15 protein-coding genes are annotated in these 19,854 nt (G+C 73.7%); 11 read left to right on the top strand and 4 right to left on the bottom strand.

What is annotated here, in order from left to right:
• Positions 1–24: 24 nt before the first annotated feature.
• A complete protein-coding gene (locus tag P2H44_RS06130; protein ID WP_275762575.1) occupies positions 25–858 on the top strand; it encodes an enoyl-CoA hydratase-related protein in 834 nt (277 codons plus the stop codon).
• Between the two features lie 212 nt (positions 859–1,070).
• Here the strand turns inward: P2H44_RS06130 and P2H44_RS06125 are convergent, their stop codons facing one another.
• The gene (locus P2H44_RS06125; RefSeq protein WP_275762573.1) at positions 1,071–1,877 is read right to left on the bottom strand and encodes an HNH endonuclease; all 807 of its coding nucleotides are present in this window, start codon (positions 1,875–1,877) and stop codon (positions 1,071–1,073) included.
• A 45-nt stretch (positions 1,878–1,922) separates the two neighbouring features.
• Between P2H44_RS06125 and P2H44_RS06120 the strand changes: the two genes are divergently transcribed.
• Both P2H44_RS06120 and P2H44_RS06115 read left to right on the top strand, forming a co-directional pair.
• Complete coding sequence (locus tag P2H44_RS06120) at positions 1,923–2,099, top strand: hypothetical protein (RefSeq protein WP_275762572.1); 177 nt, start codon at positions 1,923–1,925, stop codon at positions 2,097–2,099.
• Positions 2,096–6,127, top strand: coding sequence for an error-prone DNA polymerase (locus P2H44_RS06115; protein WP_275762571.1), 4,032 nt, complete (start codon positions 2,096–2,098; stop codon positions 6,125–6,127). Before P2H44_RS06120 ends, P2H44_RS06115 begins: the two co-directional genes overlap by 4 nt.
• 162 nt (positions 6,128–6,289) lie before the next feature.
• Here the strand turns inward: P2H44_RS06115 and P2H44_RS06110 are convergent, their stop codons facing one another.
• Complete coding sequence (locus P2H44_RS06110) at positions 6,290–7,114, bottom strand: formate/nitrite transporter family protein (RefSeq protein ID WP_275762570.1); 825 nt, start codon at positions 7,112–7,114, stop codon at positions 6,290–6,292.
• Positions 7,115–7,341: 227 nt separating this feature from the next.
• Between P2H44_RS06110 and P2H44_RS06105 the strand changes: the two genes are divergently transcribed.
• From P2H44_RS06105 to P2H44_RS06085, 5 genes are all read left to right on the top strand, one after another.
• The gene (locus P2H44_RS06105; protein ID WP_275762569.1) at positions 7,342–8,127 is read left to right on the top strand and encodes an enoyl-CoA hydratase/isomerase family protein; all 786 of its coding nucleotides are present in this window, start codon (positions 7,342–7,344) and stop codon (positions 8,125–8,127) included.
• A gap of 545 nt (positions 8,128–8,672) precedes the next feature.
• Complete coding sequence (locus P2H44_RS06100) at positions 8,673–9,872, top strand: pyridoxal-phosphate-dependent aminotransferase family protein (RefSeq protein ID WP_275762568.1); 1,200 nt, start codon at positions 8,673–8,675, stop codon at positions 9,870–9,872.
• 272 nt (positions 9,873–10,144) lie between these two features.
• Positions 10,145–13,108 (top strand): isoleucine--tRNA ligase, encoded by a 2,964-nt coding sequence (gene ileS, locus P2H44_RS06095; RefSeq protein ID WP_275762567.1) that lies wholly within the window; start codon positions 10,145–10,147, stop codon positions 13,106–13,108.
• A gap of 203 nt (positions 13,109–13,311) precedes the next feature.
• Positions 13,312–13,557: a hypothetical protein gene (locus tag P2H44_RS06090; RefSeq protein WP_275762566.1), complete on the top strand. Its 246-nt coding sequence runs from the start codon at positions 13,312–13,314 to the stop codon at positions 13,555–13,557.
• A gap of 148 nt (positions 13,558–13,705) precedes the next feature.
• Positions 13,706–13,948, top strand: coding sequence for a hypothetical protein (locus tag P2H44_RS06085; protein ID WP_275762565.1), 243 nt, complete (start codon positions 13,706–13,708; stop codon positions 13,946–13,948).
• Between the two features lie 97 nt (positions 13,949–14,045).
• On the opposite strand, the gene tkt is transcribed toward P2H44_RS06085, so the two are convergent.
• On the bottom strand, positions 14,046–16,064 hold the full coding sequence (gene tkt / locus P2H44_RS06080; RefSeq protein WP_275762564.1) for a transketolase: 2,019 nt from the start codon (positions 16,062–16,064) through the stop codon (positions 14,046–14,048).
• Between the two features lie 293 nt (positions 16,065–16,357).
• On the opposite strand from tkt, the gene P2H44_RS06075 reads away from it, so the two are divergent.
• Positions 16,358–16,699, top strand: a complete 342-nt coding sequence (locus tag P2H44_RS06075) for a hypothetical protein (protein ID WP_275762563.1) — start codon at positions 16,358–16,360, stop codon at positions 16,697–16,699.
• A gap of 42 nt (positions 16,700–16,741) precedes the next feature.
• A complete protein-coding gene (locus tag P2H44_RS06070) occupies positions 16,742–17,440 on the top strand; it encodes a cell division protein ZapA (protein WP_275762562.1) in 699 nt (232 codons plus the stop codon).
• A 352-nt stretch (positions 17,441–17,792) separates the two neighbouring features.
• On the opposite strand, the gene P2H44_RS06065 is transcribed toward P2H44_RS06070, so the two are convergent.
• Positions 17,793–18,515, bottom strand: coding sequence for a PAS domain-containing protein (locus tag P2H44_RS06065; protein WP_275762561.1), 723 nt, complete (start codon positions 18,513–18,515; stop codon positions 17,793–17,795).
• Between the two features lie 410 nt (positions 18,516–18,925).
• Between P2H44_RS06065 and P2H44_RS06060 the strand changes: the two genes are divergently transcribed.
• Complete coding sequence (locus tag P2H44_RS06060) at positions 18,926–19,822, top strand: YicC/YloC family endoribonuclease (RefSeq protein ID WP_275762560.1); 897 nt, start codon at positions 18,926–18,928, stop codon at positions 19,820–19,822.
• Positions 19,823–19,854 lie beyond the last annotated feature (32 nt).

The following is a 19,854-nucleotide window of genomic DNA, read 5'->3' as shown; positions in this document are numbered from 1 at the left end:
CCCCCACGCTCCGCCGGAGGCCCGATGACCCCGCCCGAGACCGCCGCTCCCCAGACCGTCGACCCCTACGCCCGCGCAGGCTCGCCCTACGAGACGCTGCGCTACGGCCTGCGCGACGACGTCGCCACCCTCGCCCTCGCGCGGCCGGAGCGGCTGAACGCGCTCGACGCGCAGGCCAAGGCCGATCTCGCCCACGCCCTGCGCCGCGCGGCGGCGGAGGCGCGGGCGGTGGTGCTGACCGGGCTGGGGGAGGCGTTCTGCGCCGGTCACGCGCTGGGCGACGCGCCGCGGATCCGCGAGCTCGACCTCGGCCGCACCCAGCGCGAGGAGACGCGCCCCCTGCTGGAGGCGATGGCGGCCTGTCCGCTGCCGATCCTCGCGGCGGTGAACGGCATCGCGGCCGGCGCGGGGCTGGCGCTGGCGCTCGCCGCCGACATCGCGATCGCGGCCGAGGGGGCGAGCTTCGCCGTCACCTCGTCGCGCGTCGGCACGATCCCCGACGCGGGCCTGTCGTTCTGGCTGCCGCGACTGGTGGGTCCCGCGCGCGCCCGCGGCCTCGCTCTGCTGGGGGAGCCGATCTCCGCCCGCCAGGCCGCCGAGTGGGGCCTGATCTGGGAGGCCGTCCCCGACGCCGCCTTCGCCGAGCGCGTCGACGCCCGCGCCCGCGCGCTCGCCGCAGGCCCCACGGAGGGCTACCGCCTGACCCGCGAGGCGCTGCGCTCGGGCCTGGAGCTGCCCTGGGCGGAGCAGCTCGAGCGCGAGGCCGACCTCCAGGCCCAGGCCGGCCGCACCCGCGACTTCCTCGTCGGCGCGCTGGCCGAGGCCGAGGGCGCGGCGCCCGCCTTCAAGGGGCGCTGAGGGGGCCTGCGGGCGCCTGGCCGGGCCGGGGCGTTGCGCCGTCCTCCGCGCAGCGCATGCGGTTTCCGCCATCCGGGCTGGGGATGCTGGCGGATGGAAATAAGAACAAAACGGGAATATCTTGAAGGCCGGATCACAGGAGACTCGGCATGGCGGGCAGGGCGGATCGCTCCCCTGCAAGGGAGGCGCATGGCACGGGCGGGGCGTCGGCCTCAGCCCTTGAACACCGTGTCCCTGTGCCATTTCAGATAGGCGGGATGCGGCCGGGAGGCGGCGTCCTCCGGAAGAAGCAGCCGCCGCTCGGGACGCAGCAGCGCTTCCGCGCCCGGAGGCAGGCGATCTTTGGCGACGAGGATCGAATGATCGTCGTTGATCGAGACCAGGCCCCGGTCGAACATCCAGTGCGCCGTGCCCGACAGAGCCACGCCGTTGCGCACCGTGTCGGGGCCCTGCGCCTCGACCGAGCGGATATGAGCCGCCTGCACCTCCGGCCGCCCGCCGCCGTTCAGGATTCGCAGGCCGGTCATGGCGCAGGTCTCGCGATAGGCGCGCTTCACCTGCCGGGCGAAGGCGGCGTCGCGCAGGGGACGGGCGGTCAGCCGCTCCACGAGGGGGCGCTCGAACAGGGCGTCCGGCGCGGCCATGCCCGGCGGAGCGGCGTCGACCCCCGCTGCGGGATCGGCGAACAGGCCTCCGATCCGCCTTCCCGGCCCCGGCGGAGCGGGCTCGGGCGTCCAGTCCTCCCGCCCCAGGTCATCCCGCACGCCGGCGAGGCCCATGGCCACGATGGCCGCGAACTCCGCATCGGGTATTTCGCGGACGGCCCAGCGGAAGGCGCCCCGGTTCACGGACCCGTCCGGGTTGCGCAGCGCGCTTTCCATGAACAGCGCGTCCGCCCGGTAGGGCACGGTCGTGGGGAACTCGAGATAGGTCCTGGGGTCGATGCAGGCGTAGGCATGGTCAGGCGAACGGGGATCCGGCCCGACCGCGCGCACCTGCGCCGCGGCGAAGTAAGCCATGCGCCCGCCCATCGGCCGGGTCTCCGAGATGCGACGAGGCTCGGAGTGGACGATCCAGTCGCCGACCGTCCGTTCGACGATGCTCAGATAGCGGCGACGCGGGAAGTGATGCCGTTCTTCCGGGCGGTCGTCGTAATCGGCGCCCTCGGCATGGGTGAAAATCGCCTTGACCCTGCGGCGAGCCTATACCTGTCCCATATCGGGGCGCCAGGTTCGGAATGACCCGCATCCCCGAGCTCCACGTCACCACCAACTTCAGCTTCCTCGTCGGCGCCTCCCATCCCGAGGAGTTCGCGCGCGAGGCCGCGGCGCTGGGGCTCTCGGCGCTGGCGGTGGCGGACCGGAACTCGGTGGCCGGGGTGGTGCGCGCGCACCAGGCGCTGCGGGACCTGGCGCGGGCGGGGCTGGGCGTCGCGGCGGGGGCGCCGGGGCAGGGCGGCGGCGGGGCGGCCTCCGCCCTCGCGGCGGCCCCCGGCGGCGTGCGCACCACCGACCGCATCGGCCATGCCGACGTGGTGGCCCGTGCGCGGGCGCGGCGGTCGGGCGCCGCCCGCGACGCCCATGACGACGCCGCCGAGGATCACGCCCGCGACCGGGCGGCCCTGCGCGACGCCGCCCGCCAGGCGCCCGACCCGTCGCTCCCGCCGTCTTCCCCGTCATCTTCCCTTGGGTCGGGTGCGGCCCCGAGACCCGGCGACGCGGCCAGCCCTGCGCCCGCCGCCCCCGCGGCGCCGCGGCCCGGCGGCGTCCGGCCGGACGCCTCCGAACCCGACGTTTCCCAACCCGGCGTCTCCCAGCCCGAGCTGTCCCGGCCCGAAGCCTCCCGGCCCGACGCCTCCCAGCCCGACGGGCCGACGAAGCCTGCGCCCCTCGCCCTCGCCCCGGTCGCGCCGCTGACGCTGCCGCGCCTGATCCCCGGCGCCCTGCTGGCCCTGCGCGACGGGCAGGAGCTGGTGGCCCTGCCCACCGACCGCGCCGCCTGGGCGCGCCTGACCCGCCTGCTGACGCTGGGCAAGCGCCGGGCGCCGAAGGGGGAGTGCTGGCTCGATCCCGACGACGTGCTCGACCATGCCGAGGGCCTGATCCTGCTGTGGCGCCCCTCGCCCGAGGCCGATCCGGCGGAGCTCGATCCGGGCGCGTCCCCAGCCCCATCCCCAGGCCCCTCCCCAGCGGCGGAGGCCGCCGTCGGCCCCCGGGCGGCCCCGTCCCCGCCGCGCCCGGCCCGCCAGGCCGAGCCGCGCCGGCCCCGCGGCGCGGGCCGGACGCCGGGCCTCGTGCAAGGCTGGGCGCGCCGCCTCCCCGGGCAGGTGTTCGTGCTGGCCGCGCCGCTCTACGACGGCCGCGACGCCCCGCGCCTCGCCGCGCTGGCGCGCCTGGCCGAGGTCTCGGGCGCGCCGCTGGTCGCCTCCGCCTCGCCGATCATGCACGTGGGCGCGCGCCGCCGCCTCGCCGACGTGCTGTCGTGCATCCGCGAGGGGACCACCATCGACCAGCTCGGCCGCCGCGCCCAGGCCAATGCCGAGCGCCGCCTGCGCGCCCCGCACGAGCTCGCGCGCCTCTTCGCCGATCACCCCGAGGCGCTGACCCGCGCCCAGGCGATCGCCGAGCGCTGCCGCTTCTCCCTCGACGAGCTGCGCTACGAGTATCCCGACGAGGTGGCGGGCGGCGAAGACCCCCAGGCCCGGCTGGAGCGTCTGACCGCCGAGGGCCTGCGCGACCGCTACCCCGAGGGCGTGCCCGCCCGGGTCCGCGATCAGGCGGCCCATGAGCTCGCCCTGATCTCGCGCCTGAACTACGCGCCCTATTTCCTGACCGTGCGCGACCTGGTGGCCTTCGCCGAATCCCGCGGGATCCTGTGCCAGGGGCGCGGCTCGGCCGCCAACTCCATCGTCTGCTACGCGCTGCGCGTCACCGCCATCGGCCCCGACGTCGCCAGCATGGTCTTCGAGCGCTTCGTCTCCGAGGCCCGCGACGAGCCCCCCGACATCGACGTCGACTTCGAGCATGAGCGGCGCGAGGAGGTGATCCAGCACATCTACCAGCGTTACGGCCGCCACCGCGCCGGCCTCTGCGCCACGGTGATCCACTACCGCGCCCGCCGGGCGGTGCGCGAGGTGGGCAAGGCCATGGGGCTGAGCGCCGACGCGATCAACGCGCTCGCCTCCCAGATCTGGGGCTGGTCGTCGGAGTCGATCCGCGAGGAACGCATCCGCGAGATCGGCCTCGATCCCACCGAGCCGCGCCTGCGCAAGACCCTCGACCTGGTGGCCGAGCTGATCGGCTTCCCGCGCCACCTCTCCCAGCATGTCGGCGGCTTCATCATCACCAAGGGGCGGCTGGACGAGCTGGTCCCCATCGAGAACGCGGCGATGGAGGACCGCACGGTCATCGAGTGGGACAAGGACGACATCGACGCGCTGGGCATCCTGAAGGTCGACGTCCTGTCGCTCGGGATGCTCACCTGCATCCGCAAGGCGTTCGAGCTGATCGAGCGCCATGCCGGCGAGACCTGGGGCCTCGCGACCCTGCCGCCCGAGGACCCCGCCGTCTACGACATGCTGTGCGAGGCCGACAGCATCGGCGTCTTCCAGGTCGAATCCCGCGCGCAGATGAACTTCCTGCCGCGGATGCGCCCGCGCTGCTTCTACGACCTGGTGATCGAGGTCGCGATCGTGCGCCCCGGCCCCATCCAGGGCGACATGGTCCACCCCTACCTGCGCCGCCGCCGGGGGGAGGAGCAGGTGAGCTTCCCCTCCGACGAACTGGGCCAGGTGCTGGGCAAGACCCTGGGCGTGCCGCTCTTCCAGGAGCAGGCGATGCAGATCGCCATCATCGGCGCGGGCTTCACGCCCGAGGAGGCGGACCTGCTGCGCCGCGCGCTGGCGACCTTCCGCAAGTCCGGCACCATCCACAATTTCCGCGACCGCTTCCTCGCGGGCATGACCCGCAACGGCTACGACCTCGACTTCGCCGAGCGCTGCTTCTCCCAGATCGAGGGCTTCGGCGAATACGGCTTCCCCGAGAGCCATGCCGCCTCCTTCGCCCTGCTGGTCTACGCCTCCGCCTGGATCAAGCGCCACCACCCCGCGGCCTTCGCCTGCGCGCTGCTGAACTCGCAGCCCATGGGCTTCTACGCGCCCGCCCAGATCGTGCGGGATGCGCGGATGCACGGGGTGGCCGTGCGGCCGGTCTGCGTGAACGCCTCCTACTGGGACAACACGCTGGAGCCCGATCCCCGCTCCACCGGCGGCCTCGCCCTGCGGCTGGGCTTCCGCCAGCTGCGTGCGATGAAGGAGGAGGACGCGCTGTGGCTGACGGGGGCGCGGGGCAACGGCTACCGCTCGGTCGAGGATGCGTGGCGCAAGGCGGGGCTGCCTGCCACGACGCTGGGCACGCTGGCCGAGGCGGACGCCTTCGCCTCGCTGGGGCTCGACCGCCGGCAGGCGTTGTGGCAGGCCAAGGCCATCCCCGGCGGCGACCCGCTGCCTCTTTTCGCGGGCCTCCTGGAGGGCGAGGGGATCGAGGAGCCGCCGACGCCGCTGCCCGCGATGTCCGAGGGCGAGGAGGTGGTCGAGGACTACGTCTCCGCCCGCCTGACGCTGCGCGCCCATCCCGTGGCTCTGCTGCGCGACCGCCTGACCCCGCCCGGGTCTCCCACCGCCGGCGGCCATGCGGGCGAGCCCTGGCCCCGCCCCCCCGCCTGCCTGCCGGCCGCGCGCCTCGACCTGCCGCCCGAGAAGGCCCGCGTCTGCGTCTGCGGCCTGGTGATCGTGCGCCAGCGCCCGGGCAGCGCCGGGGGCGTGATCTTCATCACGCTCGAGGACGAGAGCGGGGTGTCGAACATCGTGGTCTGGGCGCGGGTCTACGAGGCCTTCCGCCGCCAGGTGATCGCCGGCCGCCTGCTGCGGGTGACCGGGCGGGTGCAGCGCGACGGCTCGGTCGTCCACGTGGTCGCCGAGACCATCGAGGACCTCTCGCCCCTGCTCGACGACCTCGCCCGCGGGGCGCGCGACATGCCCAATCCCGCGGGGCCGGTGGACGAGGTCCGCCGCCCCGTGCAGGGCAGCCGCCGGGGCTCGGCCGCCGAGGACGTGCGCGACCCCCGCCGCGACGCCGCGGCGGGCTTCACGGGCCGCGATGCCGCGGCGGGGTTTGAGCGCCGCGACGCTGGCCTCGCCCGCGGGGAGGCCGGCGCGCGCCATCCGCGCCACCAGTCGAAGAAGCTTTTTCCCTCCCGCGACTTCCACTGAGGACGGAGGAGAGGGGGCAGGGCGAAACGCCCGGGCCTGGAGGCCATCCCGCCGCGGGCAGGGCCGCGCGGGAGGGGGAGCCGGATCGCGACGCCGGAACGGAGCAGGACCGGCGCGCGGCCGCCCCGGCCCGCGCGGGGCCGGGGCGGGGGAAGGGCGCCCTCAGACCCGCTCGCGCACCTGCGCGTAGGCCAGCGCCGAGAAGATCACCGTGCCCCCGATCACGTTGCCCGCCAGCGCCGGAAGGGTGCCGTTCAGCAACGCCTCGGCGATCGGCAGCTCGCCCTCGAAGGCCAGCAGGAACAGCTTGGTCGAGCCGGCGATGACGTGGGACATCTCGGCCACCGCGATGGTCCAGGTCAGCACCACGATCACCAGGATCTCGCCCGAGCCGTCCTGCCGCGGCATGATCCACACCAGCGCCGCGATCAGGAAGCCCGCCGGGATCCCGCGCAGGAACTGCTGGCCGGGCGTCAGCTCGGCATAGCCGCGGGCGATTTCCATCACCCCCGCCGCGAGGTCGTCGGGCATGAAGCCGCTGGAACTCATCGCCCCCGCCGCCACCGCGCAGCCCACCAGGTTGGCGACCAGCACCACCGCCCAAAGCCGCAGCAGGCAGCCGATCATCGTCAGGCTGGGGTTCAGGAACACCGGCAGGATCGGGGTGATCGTGTTCTCGGTGAACAGCTGCATGCGCGCCTGCACCACGATCAGGAAGCCGATCGAGTAGCCGAAGGCCGCGACCAGCGGGCTCCAGGAGGTGTCGGGCAGGCGGGCGTGCAGCACGCCCTCGGCCAGGACCGAGACGCTCAGCGCGATCCCCGCCGCCACCCCCGACCACCACAGGCCCGAGGCCGAGCGCTCCAGCTCGTGCAGGCCGGCCCGGCGGATCGCCTCGTAGACCACGCCGGTGGGGACGGCGGAATGCTCCTCGACCTGCTCCTGCTCCCGCGAGTTCAGCTCGATCTCTTCTTCCGCCTCGCTCATGCGCGTCCCCCGCGTTGCGCGGGCCGCCGCGGGCCCGTCCGCGCAACAATATGGCGCGACGGACGCGCGGGGCGAGGCGGCGGGCGGCGGCTGCGACGTCCCGGACCCCGAACCGCCGCCTGCCTCTGGCATCCCCGACCTGCCGGCCGTAAGGTCGCCGCCGAAACCGGAGCCCCACGGCGGCAGGCGCGCTCGCCCCGCCGTCGACCCGGAGGAGAGGAGACGCCATGACCGCCTATTCCCAGCCCGAGCTCGGCATCGAGCTGAAGGACTTCGTCGCCACCATCGAGATCCAGCGCCCGCCGCTGAACTTCTTCGACTTCAAGCTGATCCAGCAGATCGCCGACACGCTCGAGGCGCTGGACAAGGACCCCGACTGCCGCGCCATCGTGCTGTGCTCGGCCGGCAAGGCGTTCTGCGCGGGCGCGGACTTCTCGTCCTCGGGCGAGGACGACGACGCGGTCGACCGGCTGGGCGTGGGCAACCTCTACCAGGAGGCGACGCGCATCTTCGCCTGCCGCAAGCCCATCGTGGCCGCGGTCCACGGCGCGGCGATCGGCGGCGGCCTGGGCCTGGCGATGTCGGCGGACTTCCGCGTCTGCTCGGCCGGCGCGCGCTTCGCGGCCAACTTCACCCGCCTGGGCTTCCACCCCGGCTTCGGCCTGACCCACGTGCTGCCGCGGGCCATCGGCCAGCAGCGCGCCTGGCTGATGTTCTACACCTCGCGCCGCGTGAAGGGCGACGAGGCGGTGGAGTGGGGCCTGGCCGACGTGCTCGCCCCCGAGGGCGAGGAGCGCAAGGTGGCCTGGGAGCTGGCGCGCGAGATCGCCGAGAACTCGCCGCTCGGCCTCGACACCACCCGCGAGACCCTGCGCCAGGGCCTGGTCGAGGCGGTGAAGGCCGCCACGGCGCGCGAGCTGGCGGTGCAGGAGGAGCTGCGCCACACCGAGGACTTCGCCGAGGGCGTGCGCGCCACCGCCGCGCGCGAGGTGCCGAACTTCAAGGGCCGCTGAGCCCGTCGCGCGGCGCCCCCGGCCGATCCGCCGGGGGCGCCGCGTCGACCGGAGCGCCGGCCCCGGCGCTCCGCCCGCGGCGCAGGGCCGGCGTCGCGCCTGGCCCCGCCGTCTCCGGCCCGCCCCCGTCGCGCCGGGCGCCAACGCCTGCCGCGCGCCGCGGGCGAGGCGCCGGTGCCGGGCGCGCGGGTCGGCGCGGCGCCTTGGGGCCGCGCCGGGCAGGGCGCCGCTCGCCCCCGAGACGCGCCGCGCCCGGATCCGCCCCCGCTCCGGTCCATCGCATTTCATTTGCAGGCCCATCACGTCCCGTCATGGACGCGGCGGATTTCCCATGCCTTTCAATGCCGAGCCCGGGCGCGAGCGTCTCTCCCGGCCTCGGACGTCCGCCCGCCGCGCGGCCCTGCGGCGGCTCCGAGGCTTCCGGCGGCGGCGAATCGGCGCTAGCGATTCCGGGTGCGCCCGCTCCAACGCCCGGGCGCGCGCCTCGTCCGCCCGCCTCCGCCGAGCCCTGACCGGCGGTCGCCCCTGCTTCAGGAGCCCCTGCCATGTCGCTCGCCTACGGTCGGCATTTCCTGGCCATTCCCGGCCCCTCCGTCATGCCCGACCGGGTGCTGAACGCCATGCATCGCGGCGCCCCGAACATCTACGAGGGCGCCATCGTCGAGCTCGTCGACGGGCTGGCCGAGGACCTGCGCCGGGTCGCGCGCTCCAAGGACGCGGGCGTCGCCATCTACACCTGCAACGGCCACGGCGCGTGGGAGGCGGCGATCGCCAACCTCTTCAACCGCGGCGACCGGATCCTGACGCTCGACTGCGGCCGTTTCGCCGAGGGCTGGGCGCAGACCGCGCAGGGCATGGGCGTGGACGCCCAGGTGGTGATGACCGGCGACCGCGGCCCCGTGCCCCCCGAGACGCTCGAGCAGCTGCTGCGCGAGGACAAGGCCCACGAGATCAAGGCGGTGATGGTGGTGCAGGTCGACACCGCCTCCTCGGCCTGCAACGACATCGCAGCCCTCCGCCGCGCCATCGACGCCGCCGGCCACCCGGCGCTGTTCATGGTCGACTGCATCGCCTCGCTCGGCTCCGAGCGGTTCGAGTTCGACGACTGGGGCGTGGACGTGATGGTCGCCGGCTCCCAGAAGGGGCTGATGACGCCCCCGGGCCTCGCCTTCTGCTTCGTCGGCCCCAAGGCGTGGGAGCATCGGGGCGAGCTGGTCTCGGTCTACTGGGACTGGCGCCCGCGCATCCGCCCCGAGATGCCCTACCAGCGCTTCGGCGGCACCGCGCCGACCCACCACCTGTTCGGCCTGCGCGAGGCGCTGACCATGCTGCTGGAGGAGGAGGGGCTGGAGAACGCCTGGGCCCGCCACGCCGCGATGGGCGACGCGGTGCGCGCCGCCGTCGCCGGCTGGTCGGAGGGGTCGAACGACGGGCCGATGGAGTTCAACGTCTCCGATCCCGCCTATCGCTCCAACGCGGTGACCACGATCCTGACCCGCGGCTTCGAGCCCAGGAAGCTGCGCGCCCTGTGCGAGAGCGAGATGAACGTGACGCTGGGCATCGGGCTCGGCCGCTTCGCGCAGACCTCGTTCCGCATCGGGCACATGGGCTGGGTGAACCCGCCGATGATCCTGGGCGTGCTGGGCGCGGTGGAGACGGCGCTCGACGCGCTCGAGGTGCCCCACGGCCCCGGCCTCTCGGCCGCGGCGGCGAGCCTGGGCAAGGCGATGCGCAAGGCGGCCTGAGCCGCCCGCGCCCCCTCCCGGACCGTGAAGATCGGGGCGGGCCGCGCTCCTGCGCCGCGCAGGGGGCGGGCCCGCTCCGCAGGCCTTCCCAACCCGTCCCCCGGGGTGTAAGACGCGAGCCCATGAGCGACCCGCGCGCCCGATACAGGCCCCTGCGGCCCCGGCGAATTACCGGCGCGGCCTCCTGATCGCAGGAGCGCCGCCGGCACCCGTTCGCCCATCTTCCCGGACACGGATCCCGCCAGGGGATCGACAGCCTTGGAGCGCCCCTCATGTGCGCCGACGCAACCTCGACCGACGCGACCGTCGATTATCGAGACACCCTCTTCCTGCCGAAAACCGACTTCCCGATGCGCGCGGGCCTGCCCAAGCGGGAGCCCGAGTGGCTCGCCCGCTGGGCGCAGATGCGCATCTACGACCGCCTGCGCGAGACCGCGGGCGAGCGTCCGCCCTTCGTGCTGCATGACGGCCCGCCCTACGCCAACGGCCACCTGCACATCGGCCACGCGCTGAACAAGATCCTCAAGGACTTCGTCGTCCGCTCGCAGCAGATGCTGGGCCACGACAGCCGCTACGTCCCCGGCTGGGACTGCCACGGCCTGCCCATCGAGTGGAAGATCGAGGAGCAGTACCGCGCCAAGGGCCTCGACAAGGACAAGGTCGAGATCAACGCCTTCCGCAACGAGTGCCGCAAGTACGCCGAGGGCTGGGTCGACGTCCAGCGCGAGGAATTCCAGCGCATGGGCGTCACCGGCAATTGGGACGATCCCTACCTGACCATGGCCTTCGACGCCGAGGCGGTGATCGCGGCCGAGTTCATGAAGTTCGTCATGAACGGCTCGCTCTATCGCGGCTCCAAGCCCGTGATGTGGTCGGTGGTCGAGAAGACCGCGCTCGCCGAGGCCGAGGTCGAGTATCACGAGCACCAGTCCCACACGATCTGGGTGAAGTTCCCCATCGTGCGCACCTTCGCGAGCCGCGTGGAGTGGGACGACGATCCCACGGCGCCGGACGCGAAGTCCTTCGTGGACGGTCACCAGGCGCTGCGCGCCTCGGTCGTGATCTGGACCACCACGCCCTGGACCATCCCCCAGAACCGGGCCGTGTGCTACAATCCGGCGCTCTCCTACGGCCTCTACCGCGTGACCGAGGCGCCCGAGGGCAACTGGGCCGCCCCGGGCGAGCTTATGATGCTGGGCGATGCGCTGGCCGAGTCCGTGATGGGGCAGGCCAAGGTCGCCGCCTTCGAGCGCGTGCGCGACGTGCCGGCGGAGGAGCTGGCGGAGATCGTCCTCGCCCATCCGCTGCGCGGGGTCGCGGACGGCCAGGGCGAGTGGGACTTCGACGTGCCCATGCTGCCCGGCGACCACGTCACCGACGACGCGGGCACCGGCTTCGTGCACACCGCGCCCAGCCACGGCGCGGACGACTACGAGGTGGGGCGGAAGCACGGGCTTCCGATGACCTACAACGTGCTCGAGGACGGCTCCTTCCGCGCCGACCTGCCGCTGTTCGGCGGGGCCGTGATCTTCGATCACAAGGGCAAGGAGAAGGACGCCAACAAGCGGGTCATCGACGCGCTGGCGGGCGTCGGCGCGCTGATCGCGCGGGGGCGGCTGAAGCACTCCTACCCGCATTCCTGGCGCTCCAAGGCGCCGCTGATCTTCCGCAACACGCCGCAGTGGTTCGCCGCCATCGACGTGAAGCTGGGCGACGGCCAGGACGAATACGGCGAGACGATCCGCGAACGCGCCCTGACCTCCATCGACGAGCTGGTGGAGTTCACGCCGAAGTCCGGCCGCAACCGCCTGCACTCGATGATCGAGGCGCGCCCGGACTGGGTGCTGTCGCGCCAGCGCGCCTGGGGCGTGCCGCTGACCTGCTTCATGCGCGAGACCGGCCCCGGCCAGGTCGAGGTGCTGCGCAACGCCGAGGTCAACGCCCGCATCGAGGCCGCCTTCCGCGAGGAGGGCGCCGACGCCTGGTTCAAGGACGGCGCGAAGGAGCGGTTCCTGGACGGGATCGTGGACCCGGCCGAGTGGACCAAGGTCGACGACGTGCTCGACGTGTGGTTCGACTCCGGCTCGACCCACGCCTTCGTCATGCGCGACCGCAAGGACGGGCTGTGGCCGGCGTCGCTCTACCTCGAGGGGACCGACCAGCACCGCGGGTGGTTCCACTCCTCGCTGCTGCAGGGCTGCGGGACGCGCGGGCGCGCGCCCTATCACGGGGTGCTGACCCACGGCTTCACGCTCGACGAGAAGGGCATGAAGATGTCCAAGTCGCTGGGCAACACCATCGCGCCCGAGGACGTGATCAAGCAGTACGGCGCCGACATCCTGCGCCTGTGGGTGGCCCAGACCGACTTCACCGCCGACCAGCGCATCGGGCCGGAGATCCTGAAGGGCACCGCCGACAGCTACCGCCGCCTGCGCAACACGCTGCGCTTCGTGCTCGGCGCGCTCGACGGGTTCGACCCCTCCGAGCGGGTCGAGCCCGCGGAGATGCCGGAGCTGGAGCGCTGGGTCCTGCACCGCCTGTCGGAGCTGGACCGGGAGGTGCGCGAGGGCTACGGCCGCTACGCCTACTCCCAGGTCTTCCAGGCTCTGTTCCAGTTCTGCACGGTGGACCTGTCGTCGGTCTATTTCGACATCCGCAAGGACGCGCTCTACTGCGACGCGGCCGACAGCCCGCGCCGCCGCGCCTGCCGCACGGTGATGGACCTGCTGTTCCACCGCCTGGTGACCTGGCTCGCCCCCATGCTGGTCTTCACCATGGAGGAGGCCTGGCTGGAGCGGTTCCCGGGCGACGACAGCTCGGTCCACCTGCAGGACTTCCCCGCCACTCCCGACTGGCGCGACGAAGCGCTGGCCGCGAAATGGGCGAAGATCCGCGAGGTGCGCCGCGTGGTCACCGGCGCGCTGGAGATCGAGCGGCGCGAGAAGCGCATCGGCGCCAGCCTCGAGGCGGCCCCCTCGGTGCATGTCGAGGATGCGGAGGTGCGCGCGGCGCTGGCTTCGGTCGACTTCGCGGACCTGTGCATCACCTCGTCCATCGAGGTCACCGCGGATCCCGCCCCGGCCGAAGGCTTCCGCCTGCCGGACGTGCCCGGCGTGGCGGTGGTCTTCGCCGAGGCGGAGGGCGAGAAATGCGCCCGATGCTGGAAGGTGCTGCCCGACGTCGGCAGCCATTCCCACGCCGGCGTCTGCGGGCGCTGCGAGGCGGCGCTGGGCTGAGCCCCGCGCCCCAGGCGGGGCCGCGAAAACCGTCGCGAATCGGGGTGCCGCCTTCCGAAAGGAGGGCGGCGCTTCCATGTTTCCAAGGGGTTGCGGGGCGCTCGGCCCTGTCACGTTCGTGTCACGCTGATTGACGCAACGTGATCATGCTCGAAGGACCGGCGCATCCCCGGCGCGGCCCGAGCCCGATGGAGACAAGAGCCATGTACGCGCATCGTTTCGACGCCTACGACCGGTTCGACCGGGAGACCGCCGCTCAGCGCCGTCGCGAAGAGCTGTCGGGTCGTCGCGACGCCGCCCGTCGCCTGCGCGGCGACGCGCGGGGGATGATGTCCGGCCGACCCGAGGTCGACGCTCCGCCCACCGCCGCCCAGCCCGCCCAGGGCCTGGTCCGCATGCTGCGCGCCTTCGGCCGCGGCTGGCTGGACTGCGGCGCGGCGCTGAACTGAGCGGCCGCGCACCGGGTCGCCCCGGCGCCCCGCTCCCAGCCGCCCGTCCCTGCGACGCCGCGATGCGGCGACGCAGCCGCTTCTAAAGTTTCGTCGCCCTTACTATATCGAGGCTGCAACCTTCCAGCCTGATCCGAAAGGACGACCGATGAGCGCTTCGACTTCGACCTCGGGCGCGACCGCCGTGGCCGCGCAACGCACTCCCGTCACCCACGTCACCCCGGGCATGCTGCTGACCGGCGCCGTGGCCGTGGCCGCCGCCGCCGGCCTGGTGATCCTGCCGGAGGTGTCGGGCTTCGAGGGCCCCGGCTTCTTCGTCGCCGCCCCGGTCTGCGTCGTCGCGCTGGGCGCCATGATCGGCATCATCTCCAACCGCCTGCTTCGCACCTGACGGGGCAGGGGCCCCGGCACGGGCCCTGGCGGATGCGAGAAGGGCGCGGACCTCGCGGTCCGCGCCCTTTCTTTTTTCCCGGCCGCGAAGCGGGCACTCAGAGCAGGCTCTTGGCCTTCTCCGCCGCCGCCTCGGCGGTGATGCCGAAGTGCTTGTAGAGCTCGGGCGCGGGGGCCGAGGCGCCGAAGCCCTCCATCCCCACGAAGGCCGCCTTCTTCGAGGCGCCGCGCTCGCCCGACAGCCACTTGTCCCAGCCGAAGCCCGACAGCGCCTCGATGGCGACGCGCACGGGGCCGGCGGGCAGGACCTTCTTGCGATAGGCCTCGTCCTGGGCCTCGAACAGCTCCCAGCAGGGCATCGAGACGACGCGCGTGCCGATGCCCTCGGCCTGCAGCAGGTCGCGGGCGGCGAGCGCGATCTCGACCTCCGAGCCGGTGGCCATCAGGATCACCCGGCGCTTGCCCTCCGCCTCGGCCAGCACGTAGGCGCCCTGGGCGGTGAGGTTCTTCGAGCTGTGCTTGGTGCGCACCGTCGGCAGGTTCTGGCGGCTCAGCGCCAGGACCGAGGGGGTGCCCGCGGTGGTCAGCGCGATCTCCCAGGCCTCGGCCGTCTCGACCGCGTCGGCGGGGCGGAACACGTTCATGTTCGGCGTCGCCCGCAGCATCGCCACGTGCTCGATCGGCTGGTGGGTGGGGCCGTCCTCGCCCAGGCCGATGGAGTCGTGGGTCATCACGTAGGTGACCTGCGCCCCCATCAGCGCCGACAGGCGCATCGCGCCGCGCGCGTAGTCGGCGAAGCACAGGAAGGTGCCGCCGTAGGGCATGCAGCCCCCGTGCAGCGCCAGGCCGTTCATGGCCGCCGCCATGCCATGCTCGCGGATGCCGTAGTAGACGTAGCGGCCCTTGCGGCTGTCCACGTCGAAGGTGCCCAGGTCCGCGGTCAGCGTGTTGTTCGAGCCGGTCAGGTCGGCCGAGCCGCCGATCGTCTCGGGCATCACCGGGTTGATCGCCGCCAGCGCCATCTCGGAGGCCTTGCGGGTGGCGACCTTGGGGGCGTCCTCGGCGAGCTGCTTCTTCAGCTTGCGGATCGCGCCGGCGAGCTTCTTGGGCGCCTCGCCCGCGATCACCCGCTCGAACTCGGCCTTCTTGGCGCCCGAGAGCTGGTCAAGGCGGACCTCCCACTGGTAGCGCTCGGCCGCGCCGCGCTTGCCGATCTCGGCCCACTGGGCGGCGACGTCCTTGGGAACCTCGAAGGGCTTCGCCGTCCAGCCGTAGATCTCGCGCACCGCGGCGATCTCGGCGTCGCCCAGCGGGCTGCCATGGGCGCCGGCGGTGTCCTGCTTCTTGGGCGAGCCGAAGCCGATGTGGGTCTTGCAGGCGACCAGCACCGGGCGGTCGGACTTCTTCGCCGCGCTCAGGGCGCGGTCGATGTCCTCGGGGTCATGGCCGTCGCAGGACAGAACCTCCCAGCCCGAGGCGGCGAAGCGCGCCAGCTGGTCGGTGGCGTCGGACATCGACACCTTGCCGTCGATCGAGATGCCGTTGTCGTCCCACAGCACGATCAGGCGGTTGAGCTTCTGGCGCCCGGCGAGGCCGATGGCCTCCTGGCTGACGCCCTCCATCAGGCAGCCGTCGCCGGCGATCACCCAGGTGCGGTGGTCGACGATCTTGCGCCCGAAGCGGGCGGCCATCGACTCCTCGGCCATCGCCATGCCCACGGCCGTGGCGATGCCCTGGCCCAGCGGGCCGGTGGTGGTCTCGATCCCCGGCGCGTGGCCGTATTCCGGGTGGCCGGCGGTCTTGTAGCCCAGCTGGCGGAAATTGCGGATCTGCTCGATGTCCATGCCCGGATAGCCGGTCAGGTGCAGGAGCGCGTAGAGCAGCATCGAGCCGTGGCCCGCCGACAGCACGAAGCGGTCGCGGTCGGCCCACTCGGGGTGGGCGGCGTCGAACTTGAGGTGCTTCTCGAACAGGACGGTCGCCACGTCGGCCATGCCCATCGGCATGCCGGGGTGTCCGGAGTTGGCGGCCTGGACGGCGTCCATGGCCAGCACGCGGATCGCGGCGGCCTTCATCCAGTGCTCGGGGTGCGAGGCGCGGAGGGTAGCGATGTCCACTGGCGTCGCCTTTCGTCGCTGGGTGCGTAGGGGAACGGGCGCGCGCGTCATGCAACGCGCGCGCGGGGGGGTCAAGCGGGCGTCGCGCGATTCCGCGGCTGCGAATGCGGCGCGCGGACGGCTTCCCGGGGGCCGGGGCCCCCTTCCGCGCAGCATCGCGCCCGCTTGACGGGGGCGCGCGGCGGTGGTCGGATCGATCAAAGCCCCTGCAATGGGGCGGGAACGAGGAGCACGGGCGATTGCAGGCGCGCAGCACGGGAATCGCGGCGGCGAGGCGGGCGTTGTCCGCCGCCATGAGCGAGCTTGAGGCCGCGGTCGCCGCGGCCCGGGTCCCCGCCGGAGGGGCCGACGACGAGGATCCGCGGCTCGAGGAGGCGCAGGCCACCGCCCGCGCCGCCCTTTCCCGCGTGGCCGAGATGGAGACCCGCCTGGGCGAGCTGGAGGCCGCGCACGACGCCGCCGCCGCCGAGCGCGACCGCGCCGAGGCCGCGCGCGAGGCCGCCCGCGCCGAGCGCGACGCCGCCGCCGCCGAGGCGGAGGCGCTGAAGGCCGAGGTGGAGGCGCTGAAGGCCGCCCGCGCCGAGGACGCCGCGATGATCGAGGAGGCGCTGGCCGAGCTGCGCGACGTGGTCTGAGGACCGTCGCCCCAGCCGCCGAGCGCGAGGAGACCCGCTGACATGGCCGACCTGGACATCGCCATCGCCGGACGCAACTACCGCGTCGCCTGCGCCGACGGCGAGGAGGAGAACCTGACCGAGGCCGCCCGCCTGGTCGCCGCCGAGGCCGAGAGCCTGCGCGAGCAGTTCGGGACCCGCTTCGCCGCGCTGCCCGAGACGCGGATGCTGCTGATGGCCTCGCTGATGCTGGGCGACCGCTTCCGCGCGCACTTGGCCGAGGAGGCCTCGGCCTTCGCCGAGGCGCCGCTGGAGGCCCCCGAGGCGCCCGGCGCCCCCGCGGCCCCCACGCAGACCGGCTTCTTCGACGACCCCGCGACTACCGCGCGCATCGCCGAGCTGGAGGCCGCGCTCGCCGCCGCGCAGGAGGCCGAGCAGGCCGCGCTTGCAGCGCTGGAGGAGGCGGCCGAGCGCATCCGCTCGCTCGCCGGGGAGATCGCCGACGGCGCGGTCGAGGACGAGGACGACGGCGAGGAGGCCTTCGCCGACGACGACCTCGAGCTGGACGCGCTGGACGAGGAGCGGGGCGAGGCGGACCTCGCGTCCGACATGCCCGAGCCCGCCGCCTTCGAGGAGACCGCCGAGGCCGAGGCGCCCGACGTCTACGAGGACGACCTCTCCCGCGACGACGGCTCCGACGTCGACGGCGACGTGCCCGAGGATCGCGACGAGGACGAGGATCCGCTGGCCCCGCGGAGCTGATCGCCCGCGGCTGCCCGGCCTCTCTTTCCCGAAAGACGATGCGCCCGCAGGCGGGCAGGCCTGCGGGCGCGGCCGCGGCCCGGGGATCGGAACCGCGGAGGGGCCGGGAATGCGGCGCGTCCCCACACGCGCCGGCGCCTCCCGCCGCTCCCGCGCCGTCCTGGCGCCTCGTCGTGAAGCCGCGTCCCACGCGCGGCCGCGAGCGCCGGGCGAGGCCCGGCGACGACGATCGGGGAGGGCGGGCGGCGGCCAGGATCCCCGGCCCCGCTCCGCCGTCGTCAGTCCTTGACGCAGCAGAGATCTTCGGGATCCGGCGCCGGCTGGCGCATCGGTCCCGACGCCTCGCGGATCGTCAGTCCTTGACGATGCGGAGGTTGGGTCGACGGCCCGCGCCGCGCGGACGGGCGGCCGTCGGATTGCCCTCGATCGCGGTCAGCGTGGGCCGCGTCTCGGCCAGGCCCGTCGCGCGCCCGAAGGGCGAGAGCGGCGCGGCGAAGCCGGTGGCGTCGGCGAGATCGCCGCCGCCCAGCGGGTCGGCGAAGCGCCGCTCGCGGTCCGCGGGGCGGGCCATCGCGGGATCGGTCTCGATCGGCGTCAGCCGGGCGCCCAGGCAGCGCAGGCGCAGCGGCGGCGCCACCCGGCGGCGCGGCCCCTCGGATTCGAGGTTCACGCAGCCGATCACCCGCGCCAGGTCCCCCAGCTCCGAGCGCAGCGGCAGCAGCAGCGCCTCGCCCGGCCAGTCGGTTCCCGCGCCGTCCAGCGCCCGCAGCCGCATCACCCCGATGCCGGGGGTGCGCAGGACGCGGCGGGCGAGGTCGGGCAGCTCGCCCTCGTGGCCGCGGGCCATCACCGTCTCGGCCACGCAGCCCCGCGCCTCCATGCCCAGCCACTCGCACAGCTTGGTGCCCGCCAGGCGGAAGCGCATCTGGCCGTTGTCCAGGGCTTCGAGGATGAACATCGTCTCGAGGGAGCCGGAAATCCGGCGAGGGTCGACCTCCGAACGGCACGGCGCATCGCGGCCGGCCCGCAGGTCGTTCCAGTAGCGATACAGGGCCTGAGTGTTCGGATGGTCCATGACGCTTTCGATTTTGCGATAATTTCTTATCATTTCCACCCATCCCGTTCCAGTCTCGACTGGCGGTCGATTGGATCCCGCCCGGTCGTGTGGCTCCGAACCCCTTCGGAGAACCGCCCCTCGTCTCTGCGGGCAATTTGCAGCGAATCTTCCGATCGCGGGAGCGACGAGAGGGTTAATGAACTCCTAATCAGGATTAATCCGGGCGAAGACTCTGACTTCGCGGGGATTTTCCACGTGGATCGACGAAATCGGCTCTGGCGGGAGCGCGCGGCGATGACGAACAATCTCAAGTTGTGCGCCGCGGCAGCGCTGGTCGGTTGCCCGTCCGGCGGGCCTTGGCTATGGTCCGCGCGCCCGCCGGCGGCCCGGCGGCGGGGCGTCCGATCGAGGGGTCGTCTATGCAGAGCATGACCGGATTCGCCGCCGTCGAGGGCGGCGACGAGCGCCTCGCCTGGCGGTGGGAGCTGCGCTCGGTCAACGGGCGCGGCCTCGACCTGCGCTGGCGCGGCCCGGAGGGGCGCGACGGGATCGAGCGCGCCTTCCGCGACGCGGTGAAGGCGCGGATCGCGCGTGGATCGGTCTCCGCCGGCCTGCGCCTGTCGCGCCGCCCCGGCGCGGTCGCGGCCGCGGTGAACCCCGAGGCGCTGGCCGCCGCGCTCGACGCCGCCGCCCGCATCTCCGCCGCCGCGCGCGAGGCGGGATTCGCCCTCGCCCCCCTGTCGGTCGAGGCGCTGCTGGCGCGTCCCGGCATGCTCGAGACCTCCGAGATCGAGGAGGCCGACGCCGAGACCCGCGCCGCCCAGGACGCCGCGATCCTCGCCGACGGCGACAAGGCGCTCGCGATCCTGATCGAGACCCGCGACGAGGAAGGCGCGCGCCTGCACGACATCCTCGCCGCCCAGGTCGACCGCATCGCGGCGCTGACCGACGAGGCCGAGGCCGCCGCCGCCGAGCGCGCCGCCCAGGCCGGCCCCGCGCTGACCCGCAAGGTCGAGGCGCTGATCGCCGCCGGCGCCCCCGCCGAGGTCGGGCCCGAGCGCCTGGCCCAGGAGCTGGCGCTGCTGGCGGTGAAGGGCGACGTGCGCGAGGAGCTCGACCGCCTGCGCGCCCATGTCGGCGCCGCGCGCGACCTGCTGGCCGCCGACGGCCCCGTCGGCCGGCGCCTGGACTTCCTGGTGCAGGAGTTCAACCGCGAGGCCAACACCCTGTGCTCGAAGGCCGATTTCACCGCCCTGACCGCCGCGGGGCTGGAGCTGAAGACGGTGATCGACCAGATGCGCGAGCAGGCGCAGAACATCGAATGACCCCGCAGGCGGCCCGCCCGCGCCGACCCGAC

The sequence above is a fragment of the Albimonas marina genome (genome assembly GCF_029223255.1).
Taxonomy (GTDB): Bacteria; Pseudomonadota; Alphaproteobacteria; order Rhodobacterales; family Rhodobacteraceae; genus Albimonas.
This window is presented reverse-complemented; position numbering and strand designations above follow the sequence as displayed.

Excerpts from the sequence above, each read along its gene's own strand:
- P2H44_RS06130 (WP_275762575.1), top strand. The coding sequence starts at position 25 with ATGACCCCGCCCGAGACCGCCGCTCCCCAGACCGTCGACCCCTACGCC.
- P2H44_RS06125 (WP_275762573.1), bottom strand. The coding sequence starts at position 1,877 with ATGGCTTACTTCGCCGCGGCGCAGGTGCGCGCGGTCGGGCCGGATCCC.
- P2H44_RS06115 (WP_275762571.1), top strand. The coding sequence starts at position 2,096 with ATGACCCGCATCCCCGAGCTCCACGTCACCACCAACTTCAGCTTCCTC.
- P2H44_RS06110 (WP_275762570.1), bottom strand. The coding sequence starts at position 7,114 with ATGAGCGAGGCGGAAGAAGAGATCGAGCTGAACTCGCGGGAGCAGGAG.
- P2H44_RS06105 (WP_275762569.1), top strand. The coding sequence starts at position 7,342 with ATGACCGCCTATTCCCAGCCCGAGCTCGGCATCGAGCTGAAGGACTTC.
- P2H44_RS06100 (WP_275762568.1), top strand. The coding sequence starts at position 8,673 with ATGTCGCTCGCCTACGGTCGGCATTTCCTGGCCATTCCCGGCCCCTCC.
- ileS (WP_275762567.1), top strand. The coding sequence starts at position 10,145 with ATGTGCGCCGACGCAACCTCGACCGACGCGACCGTCGATTATCGAGAC.
- P2H44_RS06090 (WP_275762566.1), top strand. The coding sequence starts at position 13,312 with ATGTACGCGCATCGTTTCGACGCCTACGACCGGTTCGACCGGGAGACC.
- P2H44_RS06085 (WP_275762565.1), top strand. The coding sequence starts at position 13,706 with ATGAGCGCTTCGACTTCGACCTCGGGCGCGACCGCCGTGGCCGCGCAA.
- P2H44_RS06075 (WP_275762563.1), top strand. The coding sequence starts at position 16,358 with ATGAGCGAGCTTGAGGCCGCGGTCGCCGCGGCCCGGGTCCCCGCCGGA.
- P2H44_RS06070 (WP_275762562.1), top strand. The coding sequence starts at position 16,742 with ATGGCCGACCTGGACATCGCCATCGCCGGACGCAACTACCGCGTCGCC.
- P2H44_RS06065 (WP_275762561.1), bottom strand. The coding sequence starts at position 18,515 with ATGGACCATCCGAACACTCAGGCCCTGTATCGCTACTGGAACGACCTG.
- P2H44_RS06060 (WP_275762560.1), top strand. The coding sequence starts at position 18,926 with ATGACCGGATTCGCCGCCGTCGAGGGCGGCGACGAGCGCCTCGCCTGG.